Here is a 13,847-nt window from a genome sequence, read left to right as displayed (position 1 = left end):
CAGTTAATGACTGACTTGTTCATTTTCTGTAGAAGGCATTGCCACAGTATTGTTATTAGCATCGGTATTGCGGTATTTTTTCAGAATCAGCATTAAGCTTAGAACCATTACCGCGGGAATAATGGTAAAAAGCAGACGCACGACCAGGATGGCTGAATCCGTTTGGACCGGTGCATTGCCAACATAACCACCCAATGTCAACAACCAGCCAATGATCGCGCCTCCAACAGCAATGCCAATTTTGATGGCAAAAATATTGGTAGAAAAGACCAGGCCGCTAAGGGATTTACCCGCTTTCTTTTCCAGATTATAAATAATGTCGCTTAACAAACTCCACTGTAAAGGCGAAGCGCTGGCATCAAGAAAGTGAACCGCAGCGATCATTACGCAGGCCACGATGACATAATTAGCGGGGATAAAGAAAAGCATAGCCATAATAAAGGCCTGCATTATGATTGTTACCTTGTAGGCCGCTAGCCGTTCAAATTTACCATACAGAATGGAGGTAAACATGGAGCCAATAAATTTTACGCCTAAGATTGTTGATAACACAATACTGACCAAGTCCGGACGCAGTAAATAGTAATTCACAAAATATATTGCGCCACCGGTTTTAAGAATTGCGGCAATTAGGTTAACGACGTTAAGGCTAAAGATACAACGCCAGTTCACGTCTTTAATCAGAATATTCAATTCTTTATAAATTCCGCTAAATTTCTGGTTTTGATCAACTTCCTTAATGTAGCGCTCCTTCGTCATAGCAAAGCACAGGAGGAACAGAATAGTGCTCAAACCGCCCATGAGTACCATGCCATAAAAGTAGCCTTTCTGCAGATTACCATCACCCAGCACCTTGGTCAGTGATAACGCAACGGAGGAGACGATAATCCCGCCAAGGGCCGCAAAGGCGAATCGATACGACTGCATAGACACACGTTCTTTCGCATCATTGGAGATGTTATTAATCATCGCGCAGTAAGGGATATTCACTAGCGAATAAAAAAGAGACAATATGGTATATGATATATAGGCATAAATAATTTTACCGATCTCACCAAGATCCGGCGTGTAAAATGTCAAGGCGCCAAAAATTCCGAAAGGCAATGAAAACCACAGCAGGTACGGCCTGAACTGACCGAATTTCGTTCGCGTATGGTCAGCTAAATAGCCGACATAAACATCAGCAAACGCATCGAAAACCCGAACAAGGAGAAACATCGTTCCCATATGAAACGCGCTCAGTCCATATACATCTGTATAGAAATAGGCCATAAACAACATGATAGTTTGCCAGATGATATTCGATGCTCCATCACCCAATCCATAGCCGACTTTTTCTTTAAATCCTATTTTATTCATAGAGACACCTTTATTCACGCGAGACATTAGAAACATTGTAATAACAAGCAATTATTCTCGTAATAAAAATAGACTTAGATGAATTTGAAAAATATATTTTTTAAGTGGCTTTATATAATTTTTTTGCGCATGCTGAGAAACATCGATCACACTTAGAAGAAAATAACCCATAAGCCATAGCTCATAATTCAGACCGATAACTTACTCTGTATCATTGACGGTTTTTATCCTAACCCGATCACCTTGTACCCATTTGCATCATTCTTTCACCTCACCACAATACCTAAATCATTAATGTGAAAGTAGTGCCGCTCATTCAGCTTAGTGCATCATAGTTTGTTGATAGTTGCCTCGAAGTTCGACTGTTAATCCTGAATCTCTTGGGCGTCACACCAACAATTTTCTTAAACTGGAAGCAATAGTAAGCGCTATCCGTAAATTCACATTGATATGCTATCTCCGTAATATTTAACTCAGTATTTGTTAAGAGACTGGCAGACATAGCAATTTTCTTCCTTACCAGATACTCTTTAAAACTAACCTGCATAATCTTTTTGAACGTTCTTGAGAAATGGCTAGGCGACAGACCAACGGACGCCGATGCTTCGTCCAATGTAATGTTGAAGGACGTTTTGGTCTCCATTTCGATGATAAAATTGATAATATTTTCGAAAGATGTGCCATTTTCAGTTTCTGCCGACACAAGCTCTGCATGAGAAGCGTGGCTAAGCACTGTATTTAATAGCAGAATCATCACCGGGTTGACGTCTTGAACTGAATGAGGCGCTTCGTGTATCTCAGCAAACCATTTAAAAATAAACTGTAATCGTTCAGCTTCCCGCTCATTAAGCTGTATCACAACGCCAACCTGCGATCCTATCATTGGGAAAGGATACTTTAATTTACTTAGTATGGCATTATCGTACTGTAATAAAAAACGCTCATGATCGGCAGTAAAATTCAGTTCCATATCATGCAGCATCAGTGGACTAACGTAAACTAACGTATTATTTTTAATGGCAAATTTTTCATTACCAAGGCTGTAACTACCCTGAGCTTTGTGGAACCACATAACCTCATGTTCAAGATGCATATGGGGTTGTATATACACCCCTTCGTCCGGTACCCCCTCTCGCGCACGAAGCATGTAATCCACGCCTAGCGTGGTGTCTATTTTTTCAAAAAAGTGATCTGTATTCCACATGGTGAGCATAAAAATTATATAAACCCCGCTAAAAACTACATTATCAAGCAACGTATGGGTTAAAAATTATATTGAAGAGTAAAGTAGTTTTATCGCGATGTATATAGCAATGTGTATTGAGAATGTTTGGCTTGTTAGCGATAAATAATTGAGCGCTATGAAATTCTTTATCTTCGCCTGCAAAAATTAGTGGGCATTATTCATATTTGAAACATCAATTAAATTAAGGATAATCTATGCTACAGCAAGTCATGACTAAGCCTAAACATATTGAATTTAGAAAGATCGCCATGCCAAAAGCCCAAAAAGGACAACTCCTTGTTAAAGTTATGAATATTGGTATCTGTGGCTCAGATATTCACGTTTATCACGGACAGCACCCTTTCACGACATATCCGGTGACTCAAGGACATGAAGTCTCTGCACAAATTATGGCGCTGGGCGAAGGTGTATCCGGGTTTGAGGTTGGCGCAAAAGTCACGATTCAGCCACAAATCGTTTGCGGTGAATGCTATCCATGCCGACACGGGAAATATAACCTCTGTGAAGAACTTAAAGTGATGGGATTTCAGTCAACCGGAACCGCCTCTGAGTACTTTGTCGTAGACGCGGGGAAAGTCACGCTGCTGCCAGAGGAGATGAGTTACGAAGAAGGTGCCATGATTGAACCGCTGGCTGTGGCGGTCCATGCCATCCGGCAGGCTGGAGATATACGCGGTAAAAAGATTGCAGTTATTGGAGCCGGTCCTATTGGTAATCTGGTTGCACAGACGGCGTTTGGCATGGGCGCAGCAGCCGTTATGCTCACCGACATTAGCGACCTACGGCTTGAAAAAGCCAAAGAATGCGGAATTGTTGACGTCGTTAACACCAAAAACAACGACTTTGGTGAATCGATGCTGCAGATATTTGGGCCAGACAAGGCCGATGTCATCTACGAGTGTGCAGGCACCAATATCACCATAGGACAGGCAATAAAACACGCCAGGAAAGGTAGTACAATCATTCTTGTTGCGGTGTTTTCTGGCCCCGCACAGGTCGATTTGGCAATTCTGAATGACCATGAACTGGACCTGAATACATCAATGATGTACCGGAATGAGGATTATGTAGAAGCTATTCGTCTGGTTAACGAAGGTAAAGTAAAACTAAACCCATTGATATCCAAAAAATTTGCTTTTAGAGATTACGGGGAAGCTTATCAATACATTGACAGCAACCGTGAAACGACAATGAAAGTCATCATTGATGTTCAGGAATAACATCATCACTACGCCTACCACACGATGGCTCACTCTCGCACCAGCAAGAAAAAAGGCCGCATAGCGGCCTTTTTAGTTAGTTCAGATTATTTGTCTCTGGGTGACGCATTTTCGACACGGCTTTTAAGTTTCTGACCGGGTCTGAAAGTCACCACTCGCCGGGCTGTAATAGGAATATCTTCACCCGTTTTCGGGTTACGGCCCGGGCGTTGGTTCTTATCACGCAAATCGAAGTTGCCAAACCCGGAGAGTTTTACCTGCTCTCCGTTTTCCAGAGCACGGCGAACCTCTTCGAAAAACAACTCTACCAGCTCTTTGGCATCCCGCTTGCTAAGCCCAAGCTTATCAAACAGATATTCTGACATTTCAGCTTTTGTAAGCGCCATAGGTTCAATCCCTCAATGATGCCTGGAATCGCTCTTTCAATGCCTCTACACATTTGGCGACGGTAGCGGCAATCTCCTCTTCTTCGAGTGTACGGCTGGTATCCTGAAGGATTAGACTAATCGCAAGGCTCTTAAAGCCTTCCGACACGCCTTTACCGCGGTACACGTCAAATAAGTTTACGCCAACTACCTGATTTACGCCAACTTTCTTACATTCGGCTAAAACATCGGCTGCTGGTACGTTTTCCGCAACAACAACAGCGATATCACGACGGTTAGCCGGGAAGCGAGAAATTTCGCGCGCCTGAGGCACCACGCGGTCTGCGAGCTTGTTCCACTCCAGTTCGAAGACCAAAGTGCGACCGTTCAGATCCAGTTTACGTTCCAGCTCCGGGTGAACAACCCCAATGAAACCAATACGTTCACCTTTCAGATAAATCGCTGCGGACTGCCCCGGATGAAGCGCAGTATTGGCTTCGATACGGAATTCGATGTCGGATAATTTACCGGTCAGGTCAAGAACTGACTCAAGGTCGCCTTTTAAATCATAGAAGTCGACGCTTTCTTTTGCCTGGTTCCAGTGCTCTTCATAGCGGTTGCCGCAAATAACACCTGCCAGCATTACGTCCTGACGAATCCCCAACGGAGCCTGAGTATCAGGTACAAAACGTAAACCGCTCTCAAAGATGCGTACACGGCTCTGTTGACGGTTTTGGTTGTACACCACCGTACTCAGAAGGCCAGTCCACAATGACAGGCGCATCGCCGACATTTCACTGGAGATCGGGCTCGGCAGAATCAGCGCCTCTTCACCAGCGTGAATCAATTGCTGCACTTTTGGGTCGACGAAGCTATAGGTAATGACTTCCTGGTAGCCCTTGTCATTGAGCAACATTTTCACGCGCTTAAGCGACAGATCCGCCTCGCGGTGCGTGCCCATGATCAGGCCTGCCTGGACCGGCTCATCAGGAATATTGTTATAGCCATAAACGCGAGCGACCTCCTCGACCAGGTCCTCTTCGATCTCCATGTCGAAACGCCAGCTCGGTGCAACAGCTTTCCACTCGTCCTGACCTTCGGTCACTTCGCAGCCCAGACGACGCAGAATATCGCTCACCTGCGCATCATCAACGTGATGGCCAATCAGACGATCCAGTTTGCTGCGACGAAGCATAATAGTGGCAGGTTTCGGCAGCGTCGCTTCATTGGTAACATCAATGATCGGACCCGCGTCACCACCGCAGATATCCATCAGCAGGCGGGTCGCACGTTCTATTGCCTTATACTGCAGCGCAGAATCCACGCCACGCTCATAGCGGTGAGATGCATCGGTATGCAGGCCATGGCGACGCGCGCGACCGGTAATAGAGAGCGGGCTGAAGAAGGCACACTCCAGCAAAACATTTTGCGTTTCGTCATTCACGCCAGAGTGTTCACCACCGAAAATGCCGCCCATTGCCAGCGCTTTCTGATGGTCAGCAATAACCAGAGTATCGGTATCCAGCTTAGCTTCTGAGCCATCCAGCAACACCAGAGTTTCACCCTCATGCGCCATACGCACGACAATCCCGCCTTCAATGCGGTCTTTGTCGAAAGCGTGCATCGGCTGACCCAGTTCAAGCAGCACATAGTTGGTCACGTCAACCACAGCATCGATAGAGCGAATACCGCAGCGGCGCAGCTTTTCCTTCATCCACAGCGGAGTCGGTGCTTTAACATTGATGCCTTTCACTACGCGGCCCAGATAGCGCGGGCATGCATCCGGCGCATCAACCTGAATGGGCAAAACATCATCAACAGTCGCCGCAACCGGAGTGATTTCCGGAGCATTCAGCGGAGCTTTGTTGAGCACGGCCACATCGCGAGCAACACCAATAATACCCAGGCAGTCGGCACGGTTCGGCGTGACGCTGATTTCAATGGTGTTATCGTCCAGCTTCAGATATTCACGGATGTCGGTACCCAGCGGCGCATCAGCAGGCAATTCGATAATGCCGCTATGATCGTCGGAAATACCCAGCTCGGAGAAAGAACACAGCATACCTTCAGAAGGCTCGCCGCGCAGTTTCGCCGCTTTAATTTTAAAATCACCCGGCAGTACGGCACCGATGGTTGCAACCGCAACCTTCAGACCCTGACGACAGTTCGGCGCGCCGCAGACGATGTCCAGCAGACGTTCGCCGCCAACGTTGATTTTCGTTACGCGCAGTTTGTCAGCATTAGGGTGCTGAGCGCATTCAACCACTTCACCCACGACAACGCCGTTGAAGCTTCCCGCGACCGGCTCAACACCGTCAACTTCGAGGCCTGCCATGGTTATCTGGTCCGACAGCGCTTCGCTGTCGACGGCCGGGTTAACCCACTCGCGTAACCACAGTTCACTGAATTTCATTGTTCTGTCCTGCCCTTATTTAAACTGTTTGAGGAAACGCAGATCGTTTTCGAAGAATGCGCGTAAGTCGGTTACGCCGTAGCGCAGCATAGTCAGACGCTCCATACCCATACCGAAGGCAAAGCCGGAATAGATTTCCGGATCAATGCCAACGTTGCGCAGTACGTTCGGGTGCACCATGCCGCAGCCGAGCACTTCCAACCATTTGCCATTTTTCCCCATGACGTCAACTTCAGCAGAAGGCTCTGTGAACGGGAAGTAGGACGGACGAAAACGAATCTGCAAATCTTCTTCAAAGAAGTTACGCAGGAAATCGTGGAGCGTTCCCTTCAGGTTGGTGAAGCTGATGTTAGTGTCAACAATCAGGCCTTCCATCTGGTGGAACATTGGGGTGTGAGTCTGATCGTAGTCGTTACGATATACGCGCCCCGGCGCAATGATGCGGATTGGCGGCTGCTGATTCGCCATGGTGCGAATCTGCACGCCTGAAGTTTGAGTGCGCAGGAGGCGCGTGGCATCAAACCAGAAAGTGTCATGGTCAGCGCGCGCCGGATGGTGGCCAGGAATATTCAGCGCATCGAAGTTATGGTAGTCATCTTCGATTTCCGGGCCGGTCGCGACGGTAAAGCCGAGCTCACCGAAGAAACTTTCAATACGGTCGATGGTACGGGTAACCGGGTGCAGACCACCGTTCTCGATACGACGCCCCGGCAGAGAGACATCAATTGTCTCCGCGGCCAGACGCGCGTTAAGCGCAGCGCCTTCGAGGTCAGCTTTACGCGCGTTAAGCGCCTGCTGGACCTGCTCTTTGGCTTCGTTGATAACCGCACCGGCTGCCGGGCGCTCTTCAGCAGGCAGCTCACGCAGGGTCGTCATCTGAAGGGTCAATTGCCCTTTCTTACCCAAATATTCCACGCGGACGTTGTCCAGCGCAGCAACATCTGATGCCTCGTTAATGGCTGCCTTCGCACTGGCAACCAGCTCTGCGAGATGTGACATGGTTTTCCTCATTATGTCGGTGCAGACACCGGTTATGGTTATTATTTTGCTCTCACTATTTCGAGTGGCAGGTAGTGGGTAAATCCGTATCTACCGCAGATTGCTCCAGCTGGATCGCACGAGTTAATTCACCTATCTGCAGCTTGAAATAGAATGAGCCAGTTCATATACGAAAAAAGCCTCCACAGTGGGAGGCTTTCTGGCGCTGTTTTCCGTTTCTTCTTTCACGCGCTAGCCTCCTGAGTTCAGGTGCTAAAGTAAAAAAAGAAGCGGAAAATAGCAGCATTCATGCTTGCATTACCTTGTCTGGTACGAAACGGAAGACCTGTATTGAAAAGCTTACGACAATAAAAGTCAATGTATTGATAGTGTTGAAATAAATATCCTCCGGCATAGCCGGAGGTTTTTCATATGCGCCTATAAGGCTCTGTTGCCAGCCGCGCCCTAACAGGCGCATCGCGATCTGACATTTGCATTTATGGATTACTTACGGCCCGTAAACGGGCTGCCCGGATAGGGGATCGAGAGTTGCTCACCCATTTTATCCTCTTCCAACTGGTGCTTTATGTATTCTTGTATCCTGGCTGTATTTTTCCCAACCGTATCAACGTAATACCCTCGGCACCAGAATTCCCTGTTACGGTATTTGAACTTCAAATCGCCAAACTGCTCATAAAGCATCAGGCTGCTCTTTCCCTTCAGGTATCCCATAAAGCCCGACACACTCATTTTGGGCGGGATTTCCAAAAGCATATGGATGTGATCCACACAGCATTCTGCTTCCAAAATATTCACGTTTTTCCATTCGCACAGCTTTCTTAAGATACTGCCTATCGCTTTGCGCTTTTCCCCGTAGAACACCTTTCTTCGGTACTTCGGCGCAAAAACTATGTGATATTTACAGTTCCATCGCGTGTGCGCTAAGCTCTTTTCGTCCCTCATTGGGACCCCCTTTTGATTTCTTGTTGAACGTTTGCAGTTGCCAGACCGCAAACTGTTTTAACAAATCAAAAGGGGTTTTTATAACTGGCTCAAAGCTGAAAGCTTTACAGAACCTCCAGCCTAGCTGGAGGTTTTCTGTGCACAACGAAAAGAGGGAGACAAGCTCCCTCTTTCAACTGGCTTATGCCAGAGCTGCTTTCGCTTTTTCGACCAGAGCGGTGAACGCTAATTTGTCGAATACTGCGATGTCAGCCAGGATCTTACGGTCGATTTCAACAGAGGCTTTTTTCAGGCCGTTGATGAATTTGCTGTAAGAAATACCGTTCTGACGTGCTGCTGCGTTGATACGCGCAATCCACAGTTGACGGAACTGACGCTTTTTCTGACGACGGTCACGATAAGCGTACTGACCAGCTTTGATAACAGCCTGGAAGGCAACGCGGTATACGCGAGAACGCGCACCGTAGTAGCCTTTAGCTTGTTTCAAAATTTTCTTGTGACGTGCACGGGCAACTACACCACGTTTTACGCGAGCCATATGTGCTCTCCTGTATCTATTCTAATTAAAAAGTAAAAGGGTTAACGACTTATGCGTACGGCAGGCACGCGATTACCAGGCCCAGATCGCCTTTGGAAACCATGGCTTTCGGACGCAGGTGACGTTTACGCTTGGTAGCTTTTTTGGTCAGAATGTGACGCAGGTTAGCGTGCTTGTGCTTAAAACCACCTTTACCGGTTTTTTTGAAGCGCTTAGCAGCACCGCGTACGGTCTTAATTTTTGGCATTTTAATAACTTCCACTTCGCATTGTTAATAAACGAAACGTAGGCGAACAACACCTGCGGAACCCGTGGGCTCCACTGGCATTGCTACTTGAAGGCCTTACTGTTTCTTCTTAGGAGCGAGCACCATGATCATCTGGCGGCCTTCGATCTTCGTTGGGAAGGATTCGACTACTGCCAGTTCACTCAGATCGTCACGGACGCGCGTAAGCACTTCCATACCGATCTGCTGGTGAGCCATCTCACGACCGCGGAAACGCAGCGTGATCTTAGCTTTATCACCCTCTTCCAGAAAGCGAACCAGGCTGCGGAGTTTTACCTGGTAGTCGCCATCATCGGTACCAGGTCGGAATTTAATTTCCTTAACCTGGATAACTTTTTGTTTTTTCTTCTGTTCCTTAGAAGACTTACTCTTTTCATAAAGGAACTTGCCGTAGTCCATAATACGACAAACTGGCGGTTCGGCGTTAGGGCTGATTTCAACTAAATCTACTCCAGCTTCTTCAGCTTTTTCGATAGCTTCTCTCAGACTCACAATACCCAAAGCTTCGCCTTCCAGACCTGTTAAGCGAACTTCCAGGGCGCGAATCTCGCCATTGATACGATTCGGACGTGCCGTTTGAACTCGTTTTCCGCCTTTAATACCTTATTCCTCCAGTTGTTTTAGACTGCGGCTGCGAATCTCTTGTTGCAGCTTCTCGATAACTTCATTTACGTCCAGGCTGCCCAAGTCTTTGCCACGACGGGTACGCACGGCAACTTTGCCTGCTTCTACCTCTTTGTCGCCACAGACCAACATGTAAGGGACACGACGTAAAGTGTGCTCGCGGATTTTAAAGCCAATCTTCTCATTTCTCAAGTCTGCTTTTACGCGAATGCCCGCATTTTGTAGTTTACGAGTCAATTCGTTGACATATTCAGCCTGAGAATCGGTGATATTCATCACCACAACCTGCACAGGTGCAATCCAGGTTGGGAAGAAACCAGCGAACTCTTCGGTCAGGATGCCAATAAAGCGCTCCAGCGACCCCAGAATTGCGCGGTGAATCATCACAGGTACCTGACGTTCGTTGCTTTCGCCTACATAGGAGGCGCTCAGACGAGCCGGCAGGGAGAAGTCTAACTGTATAGTACCGCACTGCCATGCACGATCGAGGCAGTCATAAAGGGTAAATTCAATTTTCGGGCCGTAGAACGCCCCTTCACCCAGTTGATACTCAAACGGGATGTTATTCTCTTCCAGCGCAACGGCCAGATCCGCTTCCGCGCGATCCCACGTTTCATCGCTGCCGATACGCTTTTCCGGACGGGTTGAAAGTTTGACGACAATTTTCTCAAAGCCAAAGGTGCTATACATATCATAGACTAAACGAATGCACGCATTGACTTCATCACGCACCTGATCTTCGGTACAGAAGATATGGGCGTCATCCTGAGTAAAGCCGCGTACGCGCATTAAGCCATGCAGCGCGCCTGACGGTTCGTTACGGTGACAACTACCGAATTCTGCCATACGCAGCGGCAGATCGCGGTAAGACTTCAGCCCTTGGTTGAAGATCTGCACATGGCCCGGGCAGTTCATCGGCTTAATGCAATATTCACGGTTCTCAGAAGAAGTTGTGAACATCGCATCTTTGTAGTTGTCCCAGTGGCCGGTTTTTTCCCACAGCACACGGTCCATCATGAACGGACCTTTAACTTCCTGATACTGGTACTCCTTCAGCTTGGAACGCACGAAAGTTTCCAGTTCACGGAAGATAGTCCAGCCGTCGTTGTGCCAGAACACCATACCCGGTGCTTCTTCCTGCATATGATACAGGTCGAGCTGCTTACCAATTTTACGGTGATCACGCTTGGCGGCTTCTTCCAAACGCTGCAGATAAGCATTCAGCGCCTTTTTATCTGCCCATGCGGTTCCGTAGATACGTTGCAACATCTTATTGTTGCTATCACCACGCCAGTAGGCACCAGCAGTCTTCATCAGCTTGAAGTGATGGCAGAAACGCATGTTCGGCACGTGCGGGCCACGACACATGTCGACATATTCTTCGTGATGGTATAAGCCGGGCTTATCATCATGAGCAATGTTTTCATCAAGAATCGAAACTTTGTAGTTTTCGCCACGCTTCACGAAGGTTTCACGCGCTTCATGCCAGCTGACTTTCTTCTTGATGACGTCGTAGTTTTTCTCAGCGAGCTCGTGCATACGTTTTTCGAGCGCGTCGATATCTTCCTGGGTTAGGGTATGGTCCAGATCGACATCATAGTAGAAACCATTGTCGACAACCGGGCCGATCGCCATTTTGGTATTTGGCCACAGCTGTTTAATTGCGTGTCCTAAAAGGTGCGCACAGGAGTGACGAATAATCTCAATACCATCTTCATCTTTCGCGGTGATAATAGACAGAGTTGCATCGTTTTCGATTGGGTCACAAGCATCAACCAGCTCGCCGTTTACACGACCAGCTATAGTGGCTTTCGCCAGACCCGGACCGATATCCAGAGCAACATCCATCGGACTCACAGCATGATCAAAATGGCGTTGGCTGCCATCAGGAAGCGTAATTACAGGCATTTCATGTCCTTATTTGCAGTGGTGCCCCACACGAAAGAGCACATACAAAACAATATAATCATAATTATCAACAAGTTCAGACCCGGTTCCCGCTTCACTCTGCGAAATATGCGCACGACCGTTTACCGAATCGTACCCACCCGCAGTCGCCTGTTGATAACACCGACTGTTAGTTTACACATCATTACTGTGTGATTAAAGTCGCATGAGACTAAATGGTTATTGTTGATGGGAAAACAAGAGGTGGCAGCCCAAAAAAACGCACGCTATTTGATTTGATGATATGCGAAAAAAGAAACGGTATCGGTATGATAAAAACCAAGTGTGATAATGAGAATTTAACACAACGAATGGATGTTTAACAAAAAATGCGGAAAGCAAAACCGGTACATCATTACCCGGTTTGCTGCTTTACGAAATAATGAAATATAAATGATGTGTTAGATGAAATATCAGGACCACTCACCGGCAACAAGCTTGTGCACATCAAAGGCATCATTCATTGACTGACCCGTTGATTGGGAACCTGGAGCAATATTGGAGCCTGCTTCAACGTCAGTCGCTTTAGCAATGCCAACCTGAGTATGGTCGTTGTTGGCTGGCTGTGGAGCCGTGTTAGCAGCAAATGCGCCAAAAGATAGCGTGCACAGCATCACAGCCGCGATTGCGATTTTGTTATTTTTCATGATAGTGATTCTCTTATTTGTTTCAGCTAATTGAACGGAGGCATTATCTCCGTCAGTGCCAAACAGTATAGATCCAGATCACATTCTTGTCCGACTAAATATTTATCTTTTCGTGTCAAATTAACTGCATATTTGTCAACAAAAAGACAATTATGAGGAAATTATGAAGGCAATTTCTTTTTATAAAAAATAAAACAAAAGGCCAAAAATAATAATGTCACTTATTGCTAAATTTAAAAACAATCAGGCCGGAATACCCGGCCTGAAATATTACATTTTATAACCGAGCGACAGAGTAGTACGTCTATCGGTGTGCGCTGGCGCTGAGGACGGCGGTTCAGAGTTCCAGGTCAGGTTATAGGCTACTTTAAGAGCAAAATGTGCATTGATAGCAACATTTAACGCGCTTTCCGTGTTGAGCGTCGTATCTTCAGAGCCGAAAACTGAAACACCCTGTGTAAATTTGGTGGTATCGGTCATCTGCCACGCATAGGTACCAGAAGCATAGCCCAGCGGCTGAGTGTCGTTGTCACCATCGGTATACTCGTCATAACGTACACCAGGACCAAATTCAAAACGCAGGCTGTGTACCGGGCCATTGAGGATTTGCCGACCATAACCCGCGGTGAGCACATCACGCTGCTGATAACCGTTATAACGATCCGTCAACCAGCTCGCCTGGCCAAAAATATAATTCTGATCGGTCAGGTTATAACGACTACGCCCGCCTACCGCGTACTTTTCCGAAGAGCGTTGATCGTTTGACGATGTGTTGCTGGCATTCCCCCAAAGTGACCACGCTGTAGTATTACCATACCAGGTCAAAGTAGAGTCCGCAGTCATCGAGGAACTTTTCGTATTGCCGGACTGCGCCAGATAACCAGCGTTAACAGTACCTTCGAAAGGTTTTTTGGCAGTGGAAGGGTCATCCATGACAGTAAAAACGGAATCATCGGCCATTGCGCATGTAGATGCAAAGAGCCCCCCCGCCAGCATTGCCGCTGCGGGTACTGTCTTCAAAAGCTTCATTTAATTTAAAGTCCGTACAACATAAAAGGAGACCTGGATGGTCCCGGGAGCTTTCGCGAGGATCGCTGATTGCCGCTCCTGGAAAGGGGCTAAATTATAAAAAAGCACGATTAACTTAGCAATCAATTACTATTTCATTTTTTGTATAAGAGGCTTCTCAAAACAATTTTTATTTCATAAAGATAAAAAGAGATGCTGGTGCAAACGTCACTCGTTACTTTCCCTACCCTCC

The 13,847-nt window shown here is 47.0% G+C and carries 15 protein-coding genes and 1 other annotated feature; of the genes, 2 read left to right on the top strand and 13 right to left on the bottom strand.

Features of this window, described 5'->3' with window-relative positions; genetic code table 11:
• Positions 1–3 precede the first annotated feature (3 nt).
• On the bottom strand, positions 4–1,359 hold the full coding sequence (locus HV213_RS12405) for a glycoside-pentoside-hexuronide (GPH):cation symporter (RefSeq protein ID WP_181485893.1): 1,356 nt from the start codon (positions 1,357–1,359) through the stop codon (positions 4–6).
• Between the two features lie 316 nt (positions 1,360–1,675).
• Positions 1,676–2,572 (bottom strand): helix-turn-helix transcriptional regulator, encoded by an 897-nt coding sequence (locus HV213_RS12400; RefSeq protein ID WP_228288606.1) that lies wholly within the window; start codon positions 2,570–2,572, stop codon positions 1,676–1,678.
• Positions 2,573–2,799: 227 nt separating this feature from the next.
• Here HV213_RS12400 and HV213_RS12395 point away from each other — a divergent pair, with 227 nt between their 5' ends.
• Positions 2,800–3,825 carry a zinc-dependent alcohol dehydrogenase gene (locus HV213_RS12395; RefSeq protein ID WP_181485892.1) on the top strand — a complete coding sequence of 342 codons (1,026 nt, stop codon included), beginning with the start codon at positions 2,800–2,802 and terminating at the stop codon, positions 3,823–3,825.
• Positions 3,826–3,911: 86 nt separating this feature from the next.
• Here the strand turns inward: HV213_RS12395 and ihfA are convergent, their stop codons facing one another.
• The 9 genes from ihfA to thrS all read right to left on the bottom strand — a co-directional run bounded on the left by ihfA (position 3,912) and on the right by thrS (position 11,900).
• Entirely contained in the window at positions 3,912–4,211 is a 300-nt protein-coding gene (gene ihfA, locus HV213_RS12390; RefSeq protein ID WP_004102960.1) for an integration host factor subunit alpha, read from the bottom strand.
• A 4-nt stretch (positions 4,212–4,215) separates the two neighbouring features.
• Complete coding sequence (gene pheT / locus HV213_RS12385) at positions 4,216–6,603, bottom strand: phenylalanine--tRNA ligase subunit beta (RefSeq protein WP_181485891.1); 2,388 nt, start codon at positions 6,601–6,603, stop codon at positions 4,216–4,218.
• 15 nt (positions 6,604–6,618) lie between these two features.
• Positions 6,619–7,602: a phenylalanine--tRNA ligase subunit alpha gene (pheS, locus tag HV213_RS12380; RefSeq protein WP_181485890.1), complete on the bottom strand. Its 984-nt coding sequence runs from the start codon at positions 7,600–7,602 to the stop codon at positions 6,619–6,621.
• A 169-nt stretch (positions 7,603–7,771) separates the two neighbouring features.
• Positions 7,772–7,897: a sequence feature (Phe leader region), on the bottom strand.
• Complete coding sequence (gene pheM, locus HV213_RS12375) at positions 7,848–7,892, bottom strand: pheST operon leader peptide PheM (RefSeq protein ID WP_001386830.1); 45 nt, start codon at positions 7,890–7,892, stop codon at positions 7,848–7,850. Its footprint overlaps the feature before it by 45 nt.
• Before the next feature lie 188 nt (positions 7,898–8,085).
• Complete coding sequence (gene tnpA, locus HV213_RS12370) at positions 8,086–8,544, bottom strand: IS200/IS605-like element IS1541B family transposase (RefSeq protein ID WP_141132629.1); 459 nt, start codon at positions 8,542–8,544, stop codon at positions 8,086–8,088.
• A gap of 181 nt (positions 8,545–8,725) precedes the next feature.
• Positions 8,726–9,082, bottom strand: a complete 357-nt coding sequence (gene rplT / locus HV213_RS12365; RefSeq protein ID WP_004102963.1) for a 50S ribosomal protein L20 — start codon at positions 9,080–9,082, stop codon at positions 8,726–8,728.
• A 49-nt stretch (positions 9,083–9,131) separates the two neighbouring features.
• Positions 9,132–9,329 carry a 50S ribosomal protein L35 gene (gene rpmI, locus HV213_RS12360; protein ID WP_001124225.1) on the bottom strand — a complete coding sequence of 66 codons (198 nt, stop codon included), beginning with the start codon at positions 9,327–9,329 and terminating at the stop codon, positions 9,132–9,134.
• Positions 9,330–9,425: 96 nt separating this feature from the next.
• Positions 9,426–9,968: a translation initiation factor IF-3 gene (gene infC / locus HV213_RS12355; protein ID WP_071830666.1), complete on the bottom strand. Its 543-nt coding sequence runs from the start codon at positions 9,966–9,968 to the stop codon at positions 9,426–9,428.
• A gap of 3 nt (positions 9,969–9,971) precedes the next feature.
• Positions 9,972–11,900, bottom strand: a complete 1,929-nt coding sequence (gene thrS / locus HV213_RS12350; protein ID WP_181485889.1) for a threonine--tRNA ligase — start codon at positions 11,898–11,900, stop codon at positions 9,972–9,974.
• Between the two features lie 215 nt (positions 11,901–12,115).
• On the opposite strand from thrS, the gene HV213_RS12345 reads away from it, so the two are divergent.
• The gene (locus HV213_RS12345) at positions 12,116–12,262 is read left to right on the top strand and encodes a hypothetical protein (protein ID WP_181485888.1); all 147 of its coding nucleotides are present in this window, start codon (positions 12,116–12,118) and stop codon (positions 12,260–12,262) included.
• Positions 12,263–12,352: 90 nt separating this feature from the next.
• Here the strand turns inward: HV213_RS12345 and HV213_RS12340 are convergent, their stop codons facing one another.
• Positions 12,353–12,586 carry a hypothetical protein gene (locus tag HV213_RS12340; RefSeq protein WP_112213406.1) on the bottom strand — a complete coding sequence of 78 codons (234 nt, stop codon included), beginning with the start codon at positions 12,584–12,586 and terminating at the stop codon, positions 12,353–12,355.
• A gap of 270 nt (positions 12,587–12,856) precedes the next feature.
• A complete protein-coding gene (locus tag HV213_RS12335; protein ID WP_110275668.1) occupies positions 12,857–13,615 on the bottom strand; it encodes a DUF481 domain-containing protein in 759 nt (252 codons plus the stop codon).
• Between the last annotated feature and the right edge of the window lie 232 nt (positions 13,616–13,847).

Source organism: Klebsiella sp. RHBSTW-00484 (assembly GCF_013705725.1).
GTDB lineage: Bacteria > Pseudomonadota > Gammaproteobacteria > Enterobacterales > Enterobacteriaceae > Klebsiella.
Note: the sequence above shows the minus strand (reverse complement) of the source record. Positions and strands in the feature narration are given on the sequence as shown.

Bases quoted from the DNA above. Each gene is read 5' to 3' on its own strand.
- HV213_RS12405 (WP_181485893.1), bottom strand. From the start codon at position 1,359: ATGAATAAAATAGGATTTAAAGAAAAAGTCGGCTATGGATTGGGTGAT.
- HV213_RS12400 (WP_228288606.1), bottom strand. From the start codon at position 2,572: ATGCTCACCATGTGGAATACAGATCACTTTTTTGAAAAAATAGACACC.
- HV213_RS12395 (WP_181485892.1), top strand. From the start codon at position 2,800: ATGCTACAGCAAGTCATGACTAAGCCTAAACATATTGAATTTAGAAAG.
- ihfA (WP_004102960.1), bottom strand. From the start codon at position 4,211: ATGGCGCTTACAAAAGCTGAAATGTCAGAATATCTGTTTGATAAGCTT.
- pheT (WP_181485891.1), bottom strand. From the start codon at position 6,603: ATGAAATTCAGTGAACTGTGGTTACGCGAGTGGGTTAACCCGGCCGTC.
- pheS (WP_181485890.1), bottom strand. From the start codon at position 7,602: ATGTCACATCTCGCAGAGCTGGTTGCCAGTGCGAAGGCAGCCATTAAC.
- tnpA (WP_141132629.1), bottom strand. From the start codon at position 8,544: ATGAGGGACGAAAAGAGCTTAGCGCACACGCGATGGAACTGTAAATAT.
- rplT (WP_004102963.1), bottom strand. From the start codon at position 9,082: ATGGCTCGCGTAAAACGTGGTGTAGTTGCCCGTGCACGTCACAAGAAA.
- rpmI (WP_001124225.1), bottom strand. From the start codon at position 9,329: ATGCCAAAAATTAAGACCGTACGCGGTGCTGCTAAGCGCTTCAAAAAA.
- thrS (WP_181485889.1), bottom strand. From the start codon at position 11,900: ATGCCTGTAATTACGCTTCCTGATGGCAGCCAACGCCATTTTGATCAT.
- HV213_RS12345 (WP_181485888.1), top strand. From the start codon at position 12,116: ATGGTTATTGTTGATGGGAAAACAAGAGGTGGCAGCCCAAAAAAACGC.
- HV213_RS12340 (WP_112213406.1), bottom strand. From the start codon at position 12,586: ATGAAAAATAACAAAATCGCAATCGCGGCTGTGATGCTGTGCACGCTA.
- HV213_RS12335 (WP_110275668.1), bottom strand. From the start codon at position 13,615: ATGAAGCTTTTGAAGACAGTACCCGCAGCGGCAATGCTGGCGGGGGGG.